Consider the following 19,592-nt stretch of genomic DNA (forward strand, 5'->3'; position numbering starts at 1 on the left):
GTCAAACCCTGCCTTGGCACAACAGAAAGGCCAGTACATTCCGGGACAGTTTGGACTGAATTCCGGCATTTTGCCAGATCCCGGGATCTCCTACATGAACATGGCGATCAATTATTCAGCCGACACCTTGAAGAATGGAAATGGCGATTCAGTCCCGCTGGCAGGATCGTATGACATCTGGGCTGACGAGAATATTGTCTTTTACGTTCCGAGTTTTCGGTTCTTGGGCGCGAAGCCCGCTGCAATGGTGGTGCTGACGCCGGCGAATGGCTCTTTGACGCTAGGCTCTTTGAACTTACCCAATGTCGCAGTCAGCGGAGGTGTAGAAGGGCTCGCCGATCTTTTTGTGCAACCACTCTCGCTGGGCTGGAGCTTGAAACGAGCGGATGTGAGCGCGTACTACGCATTTACAGCGCCATCCGGGAGATATTCACCCGGCGCGTCGGACAACATTGGCTCCGGCTATTGGGGAAACGACGTCGGGACGGGAACGACGCTTTACCTCTCGAAAAATAGAGCAACGACTGCGAATCTATTCACAAACTGGGAAATTCACGGGAGCAAGGATACTGGCAATGGAACCACAGTAACTCCTGGCCAGGCTTTCACAATGGAATGGGGATTTGGACAGATTCTTCCCCTTAAGAAAGATTTCAGCATGTTGTTGCAACCTGGGTTGATCGGCTATGACCAATGGCAGGTCACTGATAACGGAGGTTTCCTTCAACCCGGTGTACCCGCCAATAGGACCCCGCATTACGCAGTTCATGCGGCCGGTTTTCAAGTCAACTATCTTCTGCCGCCCAAGGCTTTGAACTTCTTCTTTAAATACGAGAACGAGTATAGTGCGACCGCTCGTCCCGAAGGGAGAACGATCGTCTTTGGCGGCTCCTTCACGTTCCTCATTCCTAAACCTAAGCGTGCTCCATAACCTGATTCCAAACGCACGCCCTTGTACTTTACCTAGGAATATTCCCAGTTGTGCATGCAGGTTCCTTCCACCCATATTCATAGCTCAGACGGTAATGCGGAAGTCTTGTCATGGATTTGTTGACGAACGAGAACAAATCTTCGTATCTACAGGAGAAAGCATGCGACGCTTTGCATATTGCCTCGTCACTCTGGTTTCAGCCACGCTGCTGATTACAATGTGGGCTTGCAAAAAGCCAATAAAAGAGCCAACCGCCGTGCCAGCCACTGCCGCTACTGTAGACCGGACTACACTGCCAATCGCGGAGCCTACCTACCCGGCGATCACTGAGCTTGACGCTCGCAATGCGAAAGCTCCCCCGATATTTGAGGTCAAGGCTCCGCAAGGCGCTCCCAATGTGATCGTGATCCTGCTCGACAACTTTGGGTATGCAGGCTCCAAGACGTTCGGCGGCGTGATGAATCTGCCGACGCTTGATCGCCTCGCGAAAAACGGATTGGTCTACAACAACTTCCATGTGAATCCCATCTGCTCGCCGAGCCGGGTAGCCCTCTTGACGGGGCATAATTCGCATAGCGCGAACATGGGTTCGATTTCGGAGATGGCGACCGGCTTTCCTGGCCAGAGTTCCGTGCTTCCGAATAGCGTGACACCCCTCGCAAAGATCATGAGGTTCAACGGCTATAGTACCGCCATGTTCGGCAAGTCACACGAGTACGTGCCGTGGGAGAGCGGCCTTACGGGACCGTTCGACCAGTGGCCTACGGGTTTGGGATTCGAAAGGTTTTACGGTAACGTGATCGGCGAGTCCGACCAGTTCTCGCCGTCGGTTCACGACAACACGACGCTGGTTCCTGCTTCGAAAGACCCGAACTACTACTACCAGACCGATATCGCGGACCATGCCATCTCCTGGATCAAGTCACAGAAGACTCTCAATCCGGACAAGCCTTTCTTTGTGTATTACGGAGCGCAAGGCATGCACGACCCTGTGCAGTTGCCTGAGGCTTGGCGTGACAAGTACAAAGGCAAGTTCGACGAGGGATGGGATAAATACCGGGAGGAGATTCTTGCGCGCCAGAAGAAGCTCGGCATCGTTCCTGCTAACACTCATCTGACACCCAAGCCCGACATCATGGAAGATTGGGACAAATTGACACCCGATGAGAAAAAGGTCGCGGTTCGATATCAGGAGGTCTTCGCCGCCTTCGCCGAGTTGACCGATTACGAGATCGGCAGAGTAGTGCAGGCCGTCGATGATATCGGAGCAATGGACAACACTCTAATCATCTTCATTGCGGGAGACAACGGTGCAAGCCCGAACGGTGGCCGGCTCGGCACCTTCAACACGTTAAGCTCTTTCAACATGGCTCCTGAGACCTTCCAATACCAGCTGGCGCACCTGAATGAGGTTGGCGGACCACACTCAGCGATGACGCCACCGGCAGGGTGGTCGATCGCAGACAACACGCCTTTCGCATATTCGCAGTTTCATACTCAATATGGTGGTACAACCAACGGCATGGTTGTGTTCTGGCCGAAGGTGATCAAGGCAAAAGGTGAGATACGCAACCAGTACTACCACTTGATAGACGTGGCTCCTACCGTTCTCGCAGCTGCGGGACTACCGCAACCCAAGACGGTTAATGGTGTGTCGCAAAAGCCTATGGATGGTGTGAGCATGCTCAACTCGTTTACCAACCCTCAAGCAAAATCCGATCACACCGTTCAGTACTACGAGTTCGGCGGCAATCGCGGCATCTACAAAGACGGATGGTACGCGACTACTCTCCATAAAGTAGCTTGGGAAAAGAAGCCTCGGGGAACCTTCGCCGACGATAAGTGGGAGTTGTACAACACCGCGGAGGATTTCAGTTGCTCTAATAACCTTGTTGCTAAGTATCCCGATAAGGTCAAAGAGATGCAGGCGCTGTTTCTTACAGAGGCGGTGAAGAACAACGTGCTGCCGCTCGACGACCGCATCCAGGAGCGATTCGTGGCCTCGATCGCCGGTCGTCCCGATCTCATGGCAGGTCGGACATCATTAACGGTCTTTCCCGGCATGGTTGGGATGAAAGAGAACGCCTTCATCAATGTGAAGAATCAGAGCTCTTCGATTACCGCTGACCTCGAGATGCCACGGGGCAGTGCTTCGGGGGTCATCCTCGCACAGGGGGGCGCGCACTCTGGCTGGAGCCTCTACGTCAAAGACAGCAAGCCTGCGTTTGCCTACAACTTTTTAGGCAACGTGACGACCATTGCGTCTAGGGAGCGCATACCAGCTGGCAATGTCACTGTCGTCTACGATTTTGTCTATGACGGGGGTAAGCTCGGGGCGGGTGGCACAGGAACGATCTCAATCAATGGCAAAAAGGTCGCAACGGGCAGAATCGAACGCACTATTCCATTGATCTATGGAACAGAAACTGCGGACGTAGGCACGGACCTCTACTCGACCGTGACGACCGATTACGCAAAAGGAGACAACCAGTTCACCGGAACGATCAAGAAAGTGACCGTCGAGCTGAAGAAGGCGAATGCGTCGGATGCTTCAATTCAAGAGGCCGAAAAGAAACGGGGCGAGGTGGCTCCAGACTTAGAGTGACCTCGACGTTGAACATCGACAGCTAATCTACGTAGGTAGCGGCGAACGAGTTTAGGCCTACTTGCAGTAACCAGACGTTCTAACATTCTCGAGCTTTGGAGGCAGATTCAGTGATCCCCAAGCTCCTACCATTTTCTAACTGAGCCGCACGAGCCAAGGAGACTAAAATGCAAGCGTTCCGCAACTCTCAACGTTTCTTCGCGATGCTCGTTCCGCTACTGTTCGTGACAGCCGCCGCAACAATCGCCGCCCAGTCTCCGGGCGGAGTTCCTGTTTTCAAGATCACGCCTATCGAAAGCAAGATCAAGTTCAGCGTAGATGCGTCTGTGTCAATCGGAGGCACCTTCGACAAATGGGACGCCACCCTGCTCTTTAGGACTCCTGAAGCCACATCGGCCGTTCTGGACATCAAAATTCAGGCGGCGAGTGTGGATACCGGAAGTGGTATGAAGAACAGCAAATTAAAGGGGGACGACTTCTTCGCTGCTGATAAAGATCCCCTAATCACCTTCAAGTCAACAAAGATCGCTCAAACGAGTGCAAATACTTTTGAAGTGGACGGTGACTTTACGATACGCGGAGTCACGAAGCCCGAAAAACTGTTGCTGACACTATCCGGCAAGGGAACCGGCCAAGGCACGATCGTAGGGACGATGGCCTTCGATCGGAAGGACTATGGCATGAACAGCGGCATTCCCTTCATTAAGATCGCTAAACCGAGTTGAGGTCAATGTAAAACTCAAAGGCGAAAAAGTCAGCGGGCCCGCGGTAGTGTTTCAACAGTAGCCATACCTCAAAAGAGATTATGACGACCGGTATATATGCTCTTCCAGAGCGCAAGTTACGGTGTTGCCTACATCTTGAGCTAACGAGCAAATTAATAATTAACCTGATGGCTAGGTCGGTTGCGATCTTCTGCTATCAACTCCGTCGAGAATTCCTGGGAAGAGCCGGGATCATCATAGTCAGATCGGCAGTCTCAGGCTGATCGGGAGCCGCGACTTGCGCTTGTATTGCCCCAGACGTTCTCTAATCCCAATGCTCACCCTGATCTTTCGCGCCCTGTCTCGGAGTTGCCGTGACGCCATAAACCCGGCGATGATGTCTTCCCTCACTGCGGCTAACTTTACTTCGGAATGATCGTATCGATCGAGAGATAACGGCAAACTTTTAGACTCTCAATTTGAGATCCCCAAATATCCAAACAATATTCAAAAGTGAACTACCGGTCCGCCTTGCCACATCCATATGGTGTGATTGGTGACATTATCGTGAGATAGAAACGAGATGTAGGGGGCGGTCCCGATGCCCTCTGGATCCTTAATTGCTGTGCGGTAGCGAACAATCAAGGCGCCAAACGATGAACGAATTGCGAGTCGTCGATTGATCTTGTAGTCGTTGGAGAGCATGATTGTAGCGCCAGTATGAGTTCTTTCAGCTTCTCCCGTCCGAACATTACTGCGAACGGCGGGGCTCCCCGCCGGCACGTTTATTCGCCCCGTGATGATCCCTGGTCTCAGCGCAAGCGAAAAGGTGTTGTGCGGTAGATCATGGGTCAAACGCACACCGACGCCGACAACGGTGGCGGATCTAGGAACGCTGAAAGAGTCGACATTGGGAATAGCAGACTGTCTCGCGATTGACTGCGCGTGTTGTTTGTCAATCAAAATGCTGGCCGAGATCCAAGGTGTGATGCGGTAATCAACCTCGAAGCCGAAGCCTCCGTTTGGTATCGGCGACTTCCGCTGACCGTAGAAGGGCGGTGTACGATAGTGTGCTGCCAAAGCGAAGCGACGCACGCTTTCCGTATTGGCTATTCGATCATCCGAAGCAAGCATGTGAATTCCGCGGTGATCCGTTGACACACCATGCTGAATATCTCGATACCAGGGGCTCTTGAAGCGCATCGCATTTGCCATCGTGCGGCTGGGATTGAGAGCCCCACGTACAATATTTGGAAACAGCGCGTTGCGGCTTTCGCCTTGCAGCGGATCACTTACGTAGTGGTCAATCGCGTCCTCAGCGAGCATCCAGAGTGAGCCCACGGTAGGCGTAACGACGAAGTCTACCCAGCCGGTGTTATTAGTGTGATGCATCGTTTGAGGATTCCAAATAGAACACGGGCGATGGCAGTTTGCGACCGGGTACGTCCACCCCCCTTCATTTCCGATTCCCGCCTCCCCGAGAGGGCTGATCTCAGAGTGCACGCTAAATACGGTGGCCCAGAGGAACCCCTTGAAACGACTCACCCAATAATCGTGGTTGAGACCGATTACCTGTTGTCGTCCGATAGGGTCGTTTTGAATTTCTATAAAGGCGCTAACCGCTCCTTGCATTGGGTGTCCAACGTAATTGACTAAAGCCTCGTCGCCATCATCCCATCGGCTCATATCAAAGTTCCGAATAGACGCAAGATAATCATGCCAAAATGGCTTGTGTGCGAGTAGGTGCCGAATCTGATCATCCGATGCGATACGGAAACTGCTTTCAATTGCATTGAAGAATAGTGATTGAGCTAAGAGGCCGCGCCAGTGAAACCGTTCATTTCTCCACGGTTCGTCACCAACGCTTCGACCAACAAATCGTTCCTCTGAACTCTTACGAGAAAGGACCTTTTGGGTACTTTGAAGGGCGACTCCGAGTGCAGCATTCAGAGGTATCCCTGCCTGGTTCATAGTAGGAGCTGATTCGAACTCTTCAGCTGTATCAAAAGACTTCTGAAGCCGTAAAGTGTCGAATACAGCTGGTGCCAATTTGCCAGGTTGAGGTGCCTCAGGGAGGGCGTCAGATTCATGCTCAAGGAGTGGCGGTCGAGTGATTTTTCCACCCGAAAGGTGCCAATCATCTTCCAAACTGACGAAGCCCCGTATCTCATTTGCAACCTGGGCAAAACAAGGGAAGCACAGAAAACATGAGACCGTTACTCCGAGAACGAGCCTTCCGGCTCGAAAATGTAATGTCTGCCATTTCATTGCTATGTCGCCATGGTCCTTTCGCATATGAGGCATCACATTTTCAAGCCGGGTAATTTCAAGAGACATTCTCACTGCCGTCACGTAGATGCGCAGGATTTCAGGATTAGCCATAACTTCAGCATCCACGCCACATTGGCCTAGCATGTATTGACCCCTTTTGCTGAGCCGGAGGATGAATCCCGGCTGCAGGAGGTGACTAAAAGCAAGACAATTAGGAATCGATCCAGGAAAGTGACCTCCCGCCTTAGGTTTAGTAGCAATCAATTTTTGCAAATCACAGCGCGGTCAAGATCCGCTTTCGGAGCACGGTTAGACCTTCAGCTGCAGCTGGTCATGTGATCAATAGAGGGGCGCATCTCATCACCTGTCCATCACCAAAGAGGTTCGCCTTTGAACTGGCGGGGCATGATGCAGTTTCTCTTCCCCGCTTCCCAGCAACAACTAGGAAAATTCCTAGGTCTTCAGGCCGTACCGTTTCACGAGTTTCATTATTCGTGTTGGGCACCTGACTCGATTTCACACGTGCAAAGGATCGCGATACTGTTGGCTCTGCTCACGGAAGGTCTGCGAGTGAAATATGCGCCGACCGGATAGGCGACATCGGCTTCAATCTTCTAATGAATGCAAGGCTTAAAACTTACGTTTCAGAACCAATGACAATACGTTTCGCTGACGATTTGCAGCCGCCCGTATCGTTCTGATGTTCGTAGCTGACATCGACCTTGATGTGTTTCCGTATGTGTATGTTGTGCCGTCAGCTAAGCCATTTCTCAAATAAACCGTATTTGGCCTGGATCAATCATCATGGGTTGTCACTTTGAAGAGCATTAGCGGAGGCCCATTGGGTGACGTCGGCACGAACGAAATCTCGCGCAACTGCAATCATTGCGACTGCAACTAGGCTCCGGTGTGAATTCGCATGGAAAGGTTTTCAGCACGCCGGACACTCGCTTCTGAGTATGCCTTCCCTGGCAACAACCGAACAACTAGGCACTATGTCGAAACTGCGCTCAGCGCGCCATAAGATTCCCACGCAATATCAGGTGTGCGGACCAAATACTGTGACACTTCCGAGCCGCGTTGTTTCTTGTGTTTTGAGCGAAGGAATGTGCATTTATTTCGGTTCCGACTCCTCATAAATACCTGAACGCCATCACGCGGGGATGAGGCGCTCCCTGAGAGCGAAAAGCACCACATCCGCATTGTTCTTTAGATTGAATTGCTCCATGATGTGATATTTGTGAAACGACACAGTTTTCTCACTCACTTCAAGCATTGCGGCGATTTCCTTCATCGCACGACCTTCAGCGAGCAACTGCAAGACTTCGCGCTGGCGAGAAGTTAGTTGCTTCGAATATTGCTCCGCGCGGGTTTCACGCATAGCCCAGTCTTCCGGTCGCAGCGTAGGTGTAATATAAGGGCGCCCGCCTAATACCTCCGATAACGCGAGATTTAGCTCAGAGGCAGCGGAGTGCTTAAGGACAAAGCCTACCGATCCCAAATTCGAAACGGCAGCGGCGAGATTTCGATCATTCTGCATCGTTAAGAACACGAATTTAGAGCATGGACGTATTGCCATTAGTTGTAGTGCTGCATCCAAGCCATTCAGTGAAGGCATACTCACATCGACGACGATGATATCTGGATTGAGTTTTGGTGCCTCAATAACAAGAGCTCGGCCATCGGTGACCGCACCCACCACTTCGTAACTGTCTTCGAGAAGTGACCGAAGACCGTCGAGTACCATCACGTGATCGTCCGCTAGCAGAACACGAGGCCACCGTGGCCGTTTATCTGTGGCTGATACCATTTCGTTTCACCTCTAACAATTGAGCGTCGACTGATACATCAACATCGCGAGTTGCAACGGGGATCTCGAGGGGTACCACAACTTCAATTATTGTGCCTTGCGCAGGATGAGAGCGAATCTCAACATGTCCATCCAGTAACCGAAGTCGCTCCCGCATGCTGCGGAGCCCAAGGCCTGCCTTTGGCTGCGGTGCCAGGGTATCGAAGCCAAAACCTTCATCCATTAGTGTCAAATGAAGTTCTTCAGAGGTTCCTTCAAGGCGCACTTCAGCGCGTTTTGCGCCACTATGTCTTTTGACATTGCGAAGTCCCTCTTGAACAACCCTGAATATGCACAATCCTACGTCCGGAGGAATGTTTTTAGGAACATCCTTGTGCGCGAAATCGACCTGAATATCTTGCTGCGCTGTGAAGTCTGTACAAAGTGAACTGAGGCCCAACACTAGACCTAGGCTTTCGAGTGTAGAAGAGTGAAGACGGTGCGACAAAGAATGAAGATCGGTGCCAATCTCACTGACCCTCTTCCAAAGGCTATGCATCCGGTGGGCCGCTTCTTCAGGGCGGTCTTGAACAACGGCCGCTGTTCGTTCAAGATCGATAGCAAGAACGGCAAGTCGTTGATTGAAGTCATCATGAAGTTCCCGGGCGAGTCGGCTGCGTTCGTCTTCTTGTGCTCGGATCAGTCGTCCGCTCAGCTCGAGCCTCTCCTCTTCAGCTTCTTTGCGCGCAGTGATGTCTATGAAGCTGACTACGAGCCCGTTCGCATGATTGCTCAAGCGCGTTACCGTCATCAAGGAGCACTTGCTAACGGCCGAACTGTCATAAGGCCATTCGAATTCAAATCGCTCCTGCACTCCAGCGCGAATTGAGTCCATACCTAAACTGGCTAATCGAGCCGCTTTGTCGCCGTTGTCGCCGGCATGCCTACAGATCTCAAGGTAGTTCGTTCCGCTCTGTAGACATCCGTCCTGGACAAGCGGGTCAGCCGATTTTGCGCCGTGAGAATTGGTTAAGATCACTTCACCGGATTCGCTAAGAACGGTTACGTTGCTACTCAGTGCGCTGAGAATGGCTCCCTTCAACATCTCACTGCTCACCAATGCGTCATCTGCTTGCTTTCTAGTCAACGCGTTCGCAAATATTTGACCCACCGTAGTCAATTGGTCGAGAAGAGTCTTCGGCCACACGACCTTGTCTTGCACCATGATCAGGACTAGTGCGCCCAAAAGAGTGGAACCAGATACTAACGGAACAGACGCTATGGAGCGAATATCGCTGGAGCTAAAGTAGCCTTTTTCGAAGGCCGTGAGGTCGGCCACTATTTCAAGATCATCTATTAGCAGCTTCTCTCGACGGAGAAGTGCCGATGTAAACCACGGATAATCTTCCAGTTGAAACCGATATATCGCCGGCGTACGTGGCATTTCCCAACTCGTGTGAGTCCGGAGTAATTCTCGTCCATCGACAGAGAATTCCAATACGCTAATACGGTCGACTTTAAAAAAGGAACGCAGGTTTTCCAAGCCCCGCTTGATTCCTGTATCAATCGTATCGGCCGGAAGATTCACGAAGTGACTTGTCAACTCAGATATAAGTCTCTCGAACAAAAGATTGGCCTGCAATGATTGTTCTGCTACTCGTCGACGCCTCTGCTCGGACAAAAGATAGATGCTGAGGCATGTCAATATCAGCAGAGCGATTGCGATAGCTGTCAGCTGTTTCGGATACGCGTTCCAGATTGTAGGTTTTCGAAAAAGCACTGTGCTGCCCGCTGGAAGACTCTTCTCTTTGAGGCCCCATCTTCGCAGAGCATTCGAGTCGAACATATAGACACTTGTTCCGTCTATGATGGGGATAACCTCCGGCCTAGCCCCCTCGAGAATCCTTTCGATCATTTGAGCGGCGACTCTTGCTTGGGCTGCATAGCTGCTTACATATCCCCCAACTATGCCACTTCCTACAAGCATATCCGCCATTCCGAAAACGGGAGCATTGGATGCGGCTGCGACCATCGGTGCTGACTCCTTTGCATTGATGAAGTGCCGTCCGGCCGAATCGGTCATTACAGATGTCCAGAAGACGAAGCTTTCCTTGGGAAGGTGGCCAACGTAATTGAGCAGAGTTGGCATTTCTATGTCGGTGAGGTACTCGATTTCCACGCGGGACTCATAAGCTTTCAAAGCGCGCCGTGTTAGCTCCTCAATACCTCGATCGAATGGAGATGCGCCGCCGACTACGAACACCCGTTTGGTCTCTGGCAAGAGTCTGAGCGCCGCGTCGAGGGTCTTCTCAGGCTTGAATCTCAGCCAGGCGCCGGTGAACTGACGGCCAAGGACAGGTGTACCGGCTTGCTCTCTGCTGCTGCCGCAGAAGACAATGGGTACATCAGGAACAAACTGGTCACCGAACTTCATGAGGAAAGTGATGGGTGTGGGCCCGACGGCAACGACAACATCTGGTTTGCGATCTTTGTACTTGCGAAGATATCCATCCTGGAAGTGCTGCTGTAAAGTTGACTCTGGGAACAATGATGTTTCGAGATATTCGCTGTAGATCTCAACGTGATAGGCGGATTCTCTTTCAAGAGATGATCTAATCTCTTGCAACATCATCACGATGGCGGGGGCCGAGAGCCCAAGCTCGCTGATCACAAGCACTCTTTTAATTGGTTTCAATTGTGTGTGCGCCATGCCCGCACCGAAAAGCGATAGGCCTGCGATGGCTGCGAGCAAAGATTGCCGCCGGGAGAATCCGTGCCTTCGGTCGCCAAGAAGCAAACTTGCCACTTCTTTCACCTCTGATTGCAATTCATGAGCAATCGCACATAAACCGCGGTATCGCAGGCCGAGGAGACAAAATCAATTTGAGAATTACTAGGGCCGGGTGAATCTCCAGATTGCCCCGTGAAACACTTCAAGCGATTGGCCGAAACCATAGAAGCATCTTTGGGGCCTTCAGAGTAGCGCACCGAGGCGTGCTTGGCAATTCTTGTTCTATTCATTAGACCTAGGAAAATTCCTAGTAGACCTTTCGCGTCGGGGGCGCGCATTATCCGTTCATGACTGGGCCGCGTTGGATAACGGCTAGTTATAGATGAAGTCGCAGTGAACACCTGTTTTCGGAGCTGCGGGCCTGATGGTACGAGCCAAACAGTCGGGAGTGGAAGAAACCGCCGATCCGAAATCGCCAATTTCTAGGGCGCTAAATCGCTATTCGGGAGGGATGCAATGATCAAAATACAAATCAAGCGCAAGTCGTTGTCCATCATCGGCTTTGCTGCCATGTTGGTGATGGTGTTTGCTCACTCAACGATGGCGCAGGATGTCCGATATAACTTCGACAAGAGTGCCGACTTTGACAAGTTCAAAACGTACAAATGGGTGGATCACCCAAGCTCAGAGAAACTATCGGATCTCGTCGATAGGCAATTCAGGGCCGCGCTAGATAGCGAGCTTGCGAAAAAAGGACTAACCAAAGTCGAATCGGATGAAGCCAACCTATACATCACCTATCAGGCAGCAATTCATCAGGAGAAGCAGTACACGTCTTACAACAGTGGATGGGGCTATGGCCCGGGCTGGCGCGGCTACGGAGGATCAGGCATCACTACGGGTCAAACCGAAACAATTCACATCGGCGGCCTTGATGTGGACATGTACGACGCCGCCAAGAAACAGCTCGTTTGGGAGGGATTGGTATCCAAAGTAATCGATCCCAAGGCGAAGCCGGATAAACAACAGAAGAACCTTGCGAAAGCGGTCGCGAAGCTATTGAAGAACTATCCACCAAAAAAGAAATCATAGGAGATAGTTCGATCCGAGTTGATTGCCAGCAACTTCGTCGGGCAATCTGTGCAGATCGAGCTTGAAAATGAGGGCCATGTTTTCACATGGCCACACCCTTTCCTGCAATGTCTTCGTCTGGAACTCCAGTGCTGCTGCGTACGTTCGTTCTCTCGACATCGTTATCGCAGTAGGAGGACATGTGTTGAATAGACCTCGCATTCTCATCGCCGACGATCATCCGCCCATACAGGAACGGGTTCGAGAGCTTCTCGAACGAGACTATGACATTGTTTGCGCAGTGACTAATGGCGTTGATCTCGTAAAGCAAGCAAAGACGCTGAGCCCCGATTTGATTGTGCTCGATATATCTATGTCCGGGCAGACAGGTATCGAGGCGGCACACGAACTGAAGGAGTACGGATCGGCAGCCAAAATCGTCTTCCTCACGGTCCATGAACGGGTTGAGTTTGTAAACGCCTGTCTGGCAGAAGGTGCACTCGGCTACGTCGTCAAGTCCAGGCTTCAGGTAGATTTGCTTCCTGCCATTGTTGAAGCGCTGGCGGGGCATCGATTTATTTCGCCACCTTTATCCCGATGACAGCCTAGAAGTTTTCCTAGTTGTCCGATAAGAGGCACCCCTGGATACTTCAACCACCACTACCGTAACAGCCAGCGCACGACCAAGGTGAATGAAATGAAATCTCGATTTGTTTTTGCGGATGCTTGCGGTCCTTTCCATATCCTTCTGGGCGTGGTTCCCGGAAGTGCCCAACAACACAACCCAACATCCTCGTTCTCTTCGGCGATGACATCGGCCACTGGAATATCAGTGCGTACAGCCAGGGCATGATGAGATACGAAACTCCGAACATCGATCGCGTCGCCCACCAAGGCGCAATGTTTACCGACTACTACACGCAGCAACACTGCCGGAAGAGTGGCGAAGTGCGTGGCATACCCACCCCGCGTATCGACCGTCTGGCCGGAGAATGCCGGCGGCTGACGCAGTTCCTCGTCGAGCCCGGTTGTACCCCATCCCGCACGTTTGAGGCTGACAGAGAAGGAGATTCAGCATGAAGATTCTCAGCACTATTTTGACCATCCTCGTAGCAGGCGAAAGCGCTATTGCGCAAGACCCCGGCTGGCCGCGAAAGCTTGATAAACCTGGCGGCACAACAATCGTCTATCAACCGCAGATCGATGAATGGAAGGATCACAAAATTATCACCTGGCGCGAGGCATTTCAGCTAACCCCGGCCGGAGGCAAGCAGGTCATCGGAGCCGCTACCTTCACTGGTACGACAAACGTCGACAGCGATCAGCATCTGGTCCTCATTCATGACATCAAGGTAACGGATACCTATTTTCCGTCACTGGATCAAACTACCTCTGCGAATATGGAAAAGCTGTTTAGGACGTTTGTTCCGCAAGTTGTTAACATCTCGCTTGATCGCGTCGTTGCCTATCTTCCTAAACCGCAAACCGTTGAGACCGTCAACCTCAAGAATGATCCCCCAGCCATATTTGTGGACTACAGCCCTGCGGTACTTTTGTCGGTCGATGGGGAACCCGTTCTTACCGCCATCAAGGACACTAAACTTCAATTCGTCGTCAATACGCAGTGGGCCGTCTTTCTCGACACTAGGGAATCGAAGTACTACATGCTGGCTGGTCCACGCTGGCTTAGCGCAGCCGATCTACGGGGTCCATGGTCGGCTGCGACGAAGCTGCCCAAAGAAATGGAAAAGCTTCCGAAGGATCCGCAATGGGCCGATCTGAAAACAGTAATTCCACTGCAGCAATCCACCGCCCCGGTCCCACATGTCTTCTATAGCTCTGTACCAGCCGAAGTCATCCTCTTCGACGGACAACCGATCTATGCAAAAATTCCTGATACAGAGCTGCTTTACGCTACCAACACAGACAGCGCCTTCTTCCTCTACAACCCAACCAAAGACTTCTACTTCTTGGCAGCCGGTCGTTGGTTCCGTACGAAGGATCTGAACGGCAAATGGACCTTCGCCTCGCTGGATCTCCCCAAGGATTTTGCGAACATCCCCGCTTCCAGCCCGGCAAGCGCCATCTTGTCCTCCGTCCCAGGAACAGACGAAGCCAAAGACGCTGTATTGATCGCACAGATCCCCACGGTCATCGAGGTTGATCCCAAGGCGGCTGCGGCGCAGGCCAAGGTTAGCTACAGCGGGAAGCCAACGTTCGCGCCCATCGAGGGGACCTTGCTTTCCTACGCCACCAACACAGACGATAAGGTGATCAAAGTAGGCGACGTGTACTATCTGTGCCTTCAGGGCGTGTGGTTCCTGTCTCCAAAACCCGATGGGCCATGGACGACGGCGAGCTCTATTCCAAAAGAGATTTACACCATCCCACCCAGTTCGCCCGTTTACAACGTGACCTACGTGACCCAGACGACCACCGCCAGCGGAACCGTAGAATCAAGTCACACAGCCGGATACCTAGGTGCGTTCGTTATCGGTCTCACGATAGGTGCAGTTGTTGCCAATGGAACCGGATACTACTATCCGCCATACATGTACCATCCGCCTTACGGATATCCGATATATCACCCCCATCCAGCGGCGTATGGCTACGGCTCCTTTTACAACACCGCAAATGGCTCATACGGTCGTTACGCAACCGCTTACGGCCCCTACGGCTCAGCGACACGCGCCGCTTCTTATAATCCGTACACCGGTACCTACAAGCAGGGTGCATCAGTCGCGACACCATACGGCAGCAGGAGCGCGGGACAGGCCTATAACCCGTACTCAGGAACATATGCAGCGACTCGACAGGGTTCCAGTCCCAGTGCGCAATGGGGACAATCCTACGTTTCCAATGGAAATAAATCCGGTTACGCGCAACACTATTCCACCGCGAGAGGCACTGTCGGGTCCGTGCAAGGCTCAGAGGGAGGCAAAGCTATAGGAGCCTCTAGCGTCTACGGAAACTCGGCTCTCGGAAAGACGTCTGGTGGAGATATGTATGCCGGAAAGGATGGAAATGTCTACAAGAACACGGGTGATGGCTGGCATAAATATGACAATAGCTCGGGCTCCTGGAACAACGTGGATACACCCGAGAATAGACAGCAGGCCCAGCAGCAAGCACAACAAAAAAAGCAAACCTATCAACAGCAAAATCCCAACGGCCACGCCAACGCACAGCGCGGCTCCGCCGCGCAGCAACCATCCGCGACTGCCACTCAGCAGGCACGCACCCAAAGTATGAATCAGGCACGATCATCCAACACGGCTTCCACTCAAAGTCTCAACGCTGAAATGCAGAATCGTCAAAGAGGGTCAGCTCGGTCCACAGACTACCAACGCTCCGCTGGCAGCAGTGGAAGGTCACGCAGTGCAACCCGTGCGAGCGCCAGCCGGCGTAGGTGAGTCTGAACAAAGACGAAACGGACCCATCGACATAACCCAGAGTCCGATTTGCGGTAAGTTCCTGCAGCGCCTGAAGCCGCACCAGCCAGCAACCGTCGTTAGCGTACATACTAGTTGCGTTTCGTGAGGTGTCCAGCATGTCGTCGTTCAATACGATGAGGAAATTGGATGCATTGGCCGGTGCCTTGACATCGCGATCCGTCAAGCTCGGCGAGTTGCCTCTAAACACGCCGGTATACGGAATTACTCCCATTCACCAAAGCGGTATGGTCCACGGCAGAGCAGTTTGCCAAAATCCTAATCCCTAGGCAATCCCAATGAGCGACGTGCAGATAGATTCCTTAGCCTTCCGCAAAGCACTTCTTCAGAGTGAGCGACGCCGCATCTACGGCGTGACGGCTTTTCTTGTCGCTTTCGTCATTGCGGCCGCGGTTCGTATTTTCATCTTCAGTTCGCCCGTAAGCCCATGGGCTTTGGTCGCTCTGCTATTTGTTTTGACATATGAATTGTGGATGTTGTCGGTTGTTTCAAATGCTCTGAAAGTAGCGATCGATGTCCCGGAAGGTTTGTGGACCTTCTCGATCATTTTGGAAATTGCATTTCCAGTACTTGGCATTGCCTGTTTTTCAAGTTCGCAACTTGCTTTTGAATACAGACCGCTCGCAACGCCGTGGGTGCTTGCTCTTTTTCCAATGATCCTCCTTTCTGTTCTGCGTTTAGATCCTCGGGTCTCCAGGATAGCTGGAATCGCAGCGACCATTGGCTTTTTGGCGAGTGCGTACTATTTGGGATGGCGTCCTAGTCTTGACAATCTAAGTCAGCACTCTATTGCTCAGACGACCATTTTGTTCTACGCGGCGATCCTTCTGGCGGCTGGCTTTATCGCGGGCATGGTGAGCCGTGAAATTCGAAATCATGTACAGGCAGCGCTGCACGAAGCTGAGATGCAACGCCAGCTGAAAGAAGTGGAACATGACCTTGGGATTGCCCGATCGATCCAACAATCTCTGTTGCCTACCGCTCAACCCGAGGTTAGTGGCATGGAGATCAGCGGATGGAATTTGCCCGCCGACGCTACGGGGGGCGATTATTTCGATTGGAAGAAGATGCAAGATGGACGACTGGTTGTCACTCTTGCGGACGTCACTGGACATGGTATCGGGCCTGCTCTCCTCGCTTCTGTGTGCCGCGCTTATGCGAGGTCAAGTTTCGATACGCATGACGATCTTGCGAATGCGATGCAACGCATCAACCAGTACTTCGGAGAAGACCTTCCAGCCGGAAGCTTCGCGACCTTCGTGGCCGCGGTATGTTCTGGAGAAGAGGGCAGATTGGAGTTGCTCTCCGCGGGACACGGACCTCTATTTGTGTACTATTCCGCCCGCGATACTTTTGAAGAGTTGGGGGCACAGGCAATTCCGCTTGGCCTGTTACCGGAGTTGAACTCGAGCGCTCCTGTCATCCTTGATATGGAACCTGGCGATATGGTGGTCCTGGCCACCGATGGTTTTTTTGAGTGGGAGGACGCGAAGGGTGAGCAGTTCGGCGAGGCAAGGCTCACCAAATCAGTTCGTGAGGCGCGACACCTTGCTCCAGATGAGATCATCGAGAAGCTCTATGAAGCGGTGAAGATTTTCTCTAACGGCACGAAGCAGGTGGACGATCTGACCGCGGTCGTGATCAAGCGCATTAGACAAGTTGCATGAGATGAACACGCTCTCTGCCACGCTTCCACTTCCAGGACTTCAAAAATTCTGGGAGTTATGGCCTCGGGCCGTCATCCCTCCCAGGAGGGATAGGCTCACACGTCCGTCCAAAAGCTTGTTGAACGGCGCATAAGAGGGCTATTAAGAAGGGAGTCGTATAAAGCGGACTTTTAGGTTTCAATCCTTCCAACTTCCACCAAACCGTCCTTTCACTTCTCCAAGCTCGTAACGGTTAGGGAACTCCACAGTCTCTCCTGCTCTCAGCTTCTCCACAACGTGCCGCACCAATTCGGTGACACGACGTTGCTGAAATCGCTGTCACTCGAAGGGGTAGGTCGCCGTTTCCTATACGACTTGGCCCTGACGACGACCTCCCAGTTTGCGCCTTCGTACGCGATGTCGAAGCCTGGGGGAGCCTCCCCGGCACCCACGCAGCTCGACAAGGGGTCTGGCGGTGGAGAGCTTGGCTGTCTCTATAGGGGGCCGAGGGCATTTCCAAACCCTCCTGTAATGATTGGATGCGATCTAGCGCCCGGAGGGTGCGTGACGATGCTCCTTCAACGCGGCAATCTTCTGCTTGTCATTGCGTCTGTAGTAGCGTCCGCACATAAACGTCTACTTGACCTGATCATCTCTATTGATCAAGCTTGCAATCACATGCGGTGGGCGCGGATCGCTCATCCCTTTGCCTTCGTCAAGGCTGACCACGCTACCCGGGTGTCCATTAACCTCCATGGGCCGGATTGCAACTATGTGCTGAACGTTTATAAAAGTGCCTTCGATTTCAATGAAGGTCATCATTCCTCCGAGCCTCCTGCCACTCCGGAAGCCTCGTAAATGAGCGTTCTTTTCGACTCGAAGTCATAGCAGCGGCGTAGCACTGAGAAGGTCGCCGTCATCATTTGATTACTTCTCACGACGACCTCCCAGCTCCGCTTTTTGCTCAGGTCAAAAGGCTGCATAACGCCTCCCCGCGTATACAACCTTTCGCCGTCTGCGGGAGGAAGCTTAGCTGCCTCGTAGTTGTCTGAAGACATATGCCAAACTTTCCATTCGAGGTTTGATGCTTCTCGGTATTGGGAGGACAATGTGAACGCGGTTGCACTGTGACCCCGCAGAATGTTGCATGGAACGCTTCGGCAATCTTCTGCTTTTCGCTTCGTCTGTTGTGGCGACCACACTTCGGGTGGAGGGTATCGTCGCACTGTGCGAAGTTTCCGAAAACGCGACTTCTCAGAATCGGACTGTTCAAGACCAGTTACGGTAGCATGACTGCCATGGAGCAGTTCATCGCAATCGTAGGGTCATACTCGGGGACCAACACCTCAGTCTGGGACGTACCAACCATATGTTGGTAGACGGCAACAGCAAGCGTCCATTCGCGCCATTCAAAGAACTCGTGATCGCCCACTATCCTGGAACAGTCGGCTACTACCTGATGCACCACATCATTGATGGAACAGGCACGGATACATGGCACGAGAGTTTGGAAGACGCTCTGCACCAAGGCGAGTGGGAGTTTGAGGTCAAACCGAGCGAGTGGGTCGAAATCAACGAACCGTATGGTTTAGCAAAATAGTTATTTCACTTTTCAGGTGACGCACTACCGCCTAATTCCGAAGTTGCCGAAAACGAGACTTACGGGCGCGTCAGATCGATTGGTAAACAGAAGCTCGTTTATCGTTACCTATGCAGCTGATGTGAGCTGGTTTGCTCAAATTCGGGAGAGAGTTCATGACCGACACATTCGAGTTTGATGGAGGACGCAAGGTCACGGTGTACATTCCCTTGACGGCGCCTGAAGCCATCGTGTTTGCAGGTGATGGTCAACGAATCGCCGAGTGGGGCCTTTGTCTTGAAAAAGCGGCGGTGCCGTCAACCATGGTCGTGGGTGTCCATAGCCTGACCGATGAGAGACTGCGCCTTCATGACTACTCGCCGGGCTTTGACCCCGAGCGGTTCGCTGCACATGAAACGTTCTTCGTTGAAGATGTACGCCGATGGACGAGGTCGCGCCTCGGCGTGGCACTGCCTGCGGAACATACCGCGATCTTCGGTGCATCGGCGGCCGGAGAACTGGCTCTTGCTCTCGGGCTTCGACACCCGCAAGTCTACGGAGCCATACTTTGCGCTTCTCCCGGCGGCGGCTACAAGCCGCCCGCTACTATGCTGTCACCACTTCCGCGCACGTATCTTGTCGCCGGTACGCAGGAACCGTTCTTCCTTGACAACGCTAGAACATGGGCGGGCGCGCTCCACCATGCAGGTGCGGATGTCGTTATGCAAGAGCGAGCTGGGTCGCACGGCGGCGCGTTTTGGAAAGAAGAGTTCGCCCTGATGGTGGCGTGGGCGTTTCCTGCTAAGTCTTCAT

The 19,592-nt window shown here is 52.6% G+C and carries 14 protein-coding genes; 11 read left to right on the forward strand and 3 right to left on the reverse strand.

The annotated features are described in order from the left end of the window. Nucleotides 1–13 precede the first annotated feature (13 nt). The 3 genes from AC5S26_RS28215 (at nt 14) to AC5S26_RS28225 (ending at nt 4,261) form a co-directional block, all read left to right on the forward strand. A complete protein-coding gene (locus AC5S26_RS28215) occupies nt 14–931 on the forward strand; it encodes a SphA family protein (protein ID WP_494188286.1) in 918 nt (305 codons plus the stop codon). Between the two features lie 160 nt (nt 932–1,091). After that, nucleotides 1,092–3,536 carry an arylsulfatase gene (locus tag AC5S26_RS28220; RefSeq protein WP_494188287.1) on the forward strand — a complete coding sequence of 815 codons (2,445 nt, stop codon included), beginning with the start codon at nt 1,092–1,094 and terminating at the stop codon, nt 3,534–3,536. A gap of 167 nt (nt 3,537–3,703) precedes the next feature. Next, nucleotides 3,704–4,261, forward strand: a complete 558-nt coding sequence (locus AC5S26_RS28225; RefSeq protein ID WP_494188288.1) for a YceI family protein — start codon at nt 3,704–3,706, stop codon at nt 4,259–4,261. Between the two features lie 486 nt (nt 4,262–4,747). Here AC5S26_RS28225 and AC5S26_RS28230 read toward each other — a convergent pair whose 3' ends face one another. The 3 genes from AC5S26_RS28230 to AC5S26_RS28240 form a co-directional block, all read right to left on the reverse strand. Continuing rightward, a complete protein-coding gene (locus tag AC5S26_RS28230) occupies nt 4,748–6,622 on the reverse strand; it encodes a hypothetical protein (protein ID WP_494188289.1) in 1,875 nt (624 codons plus the stop codon). A gap of 1,042 nt (nt 6,623–7,664) precedes the next feature. Continuing rightward, nucleotides 7,665–8,321 (reverse strand): response regulator, encoded by a 657-nt coding sequence (locus AC5S26_RS28235; protein WP_494188290.1) that lies wholly within the window; start codon nt 8,319–8,321, stop codon nt 7,665–7,667. Beyond that, the gene (locus AC5S26_RS28240; protein ID WP_494188291.1) at nt 8,302–11,115 is read right to left on the reverse strand and encodes a histidine kinase; all 2,814 of its coding nucleotides are present in this window, start codon (nt 11,113–11,115) and stop codon (nt 8,302–8,304) included. Before AC5S26_RS28240 ends, AC5S26_RS28235 begins: the two co-directional genes overlap by 20 nt. A 432-nt stretch (nt 11,116–11,547) precedes the next feature. Between AC5S26_RS28240 and AC5S26_RS28245 the strand changes: the two genes are divergently transcribed. From AC5S26_RS28245 to AC5S26_RS28280, 8 genes are all read left to right on the forward strand, one after another. Continuing rightward, nucleotides 11,548–12,123 (forward strand): DUF4136 domain-containing protein, encoded by a 576-nt coding sequence (locus tag AC5S26_RS28245; protein WP_494188292.1) that lies wholly within the window; start codon nt 11,548–11,550, stop codon nt 12,121–12,123. A 76-nt stretch (nt 12,124–12,199) separates the two neighbouring features. After that, the gene (locus AC5S26_RS28250) at nt 12,200–12,703 is read left to right on the forward strand and encodes a response regulator (protein WP_494188293.1); all 504 of its coding nucleotides are present in this window, start codon (nt 12,200–12,202) and stop codon (nt 12,701–12,703) included. 125 nt (nt 12,704–12,828) lie between these two features. Beyond that, a complete protein-coding gene (locus AC5S26_RS28255) occupies nt 12,829–13,182 on the forward strand; it encodes a sulfatase-like hydrolase/transferase (RefSeq protein ID WP_494188294.1) in 354 nt (117 codons plus the stop codon). After that, the gene (locus AC5S26_RS28260; protein ID WP_494188295.1) at nt 13,179–15,515 is read left to right on the forward strand and encodes a hypothetical protein; all 2,337 of its coding nucleotides are present in this window, start codon (nt 13,179–13,181) and stop codon (nt 15,513–15,515) included. Before AC5S26_RS28255 ends, AC5S26_RS28260 begins: the two co-directional genes overlap by 4 nt. 317 nt (nt 15,516–15,832) lie before the next feature. After that, nucleotides 15,833–17,221: a PP2C family protein-serine/threonine phosphatase gene (locus AC5S26_RS28265; RefSeq protein ID WP_494188296.1), complete on the forward strand. Its 1,389-nt coding sequence runs from the start codon at nt 15,833–15,835 to the stop codon at nt 17,219–17,221. 549 nt (nt 17,222–17,770) lie between these two features. After that, a complete protein-coding gene (locus AC5S26_RS28270; protein ID WP_494188297.1) occupies nt 17,771–18,058 on the forward strand; it encodes a hypothetical protein in 288 nt (95 codons plus the stop codon). A gap of 511 nt (nt 18,059–18,569) precedes the next feature. Beyond that, nucleotides 18,570–18,800 carry a hypothetical protein gene (locus tag AC5S26_RS28275; protein ID WP_494188298.1) on the forward strand — a complete coding sequence of 77 codons (231 nt, stop codon included), beginning with the start codon at nt 18,570–18,572 and terminating at the stop codon, nt 18,798–18,800. A 155-nt stretch (nt 18,801–18,955) separates the two neighbouring features. After that, the coding region (locus AC5S26_RS28280; RefSeq protein WP_494188299.1) for an alpha/beta hydrolase at nt 18,956–19,592 on the forward strand (637 nt) is incomplete at its 3' end.

This window comes from Edaphobacter sp. FHG110511_03 (assembly GCF_059115365.1).

Coding starts and splice junctions, on each gene's coding strand:
- AC5S26_RS28220 (WP_494188287.1), top strand. CDS start 1,092: ATGCGACGCTTTGCATATTGCCTCGTCACTCTGGTTTCAGCCACGCTG.
- AC5S26_RS28225 (WP_494188288.1), top strand. CDS start 3,704: ATGCAAGCGTTCCGCAACTCTCAACGTTTCTTCGCGATGCTCGTTCCG.
- AC5S26_RS28230 (WP_494188289.1), bottom strand. CDS start 6,622: ATGGCTAATCCTGAAATCCTGCGCATCTACGTGACGGCAGTGAGAATG.
- AC5S26_RS28235 (WP_494188290.1), bottom strand. CDS start 8,321: ATGGTATCAGCCACAGATAAACGGCCACGGTGGCCTCGTGTTCTGCTA.
- AC5S26_RS28245 (WP_494188292.1), top strand. CDS start 11,548: ATGATCAAAATACAAATCAAGCGCAAGTCGTTGTCCATCATCGGCTTT.
- AC5S26_RS28250 (WP_494188293.1), top strand. CDS start 12,200: ATGTTTTCACATGGCCACACCCTTTCCTGCAATGTCTTCGTCTGGAAC.
- AC5S26_RS28260 (WP_494188295.1), top strand. CDS start 13,179: ATGAAGATTCTCAGCACTATTTTGACCATCCTCGTAGCAGGCGAAAGC.
- AC5S26_RS28265 (WP_494188296.1), top strand. CDS start 15,833: ATGAGCGACGTGCAGATAGATTCCTTAGCCTTCCGCAAAGCACTTCTT.
- AC5S26_RS28270 (WP_494188297.1), top strand. CDS start 17,771: ATGCTCCTTCAACGCGGCAATCTTCTGCTTGTCATTGCGTCTGTAGTA.
- AC5S26_RS28275 (WP_494188298.1), top strand. CDS start 18,570: ATGTTGGTAGACGGCAACAGCAAGCGTCCATTCGCGCCATTCAAAGAA.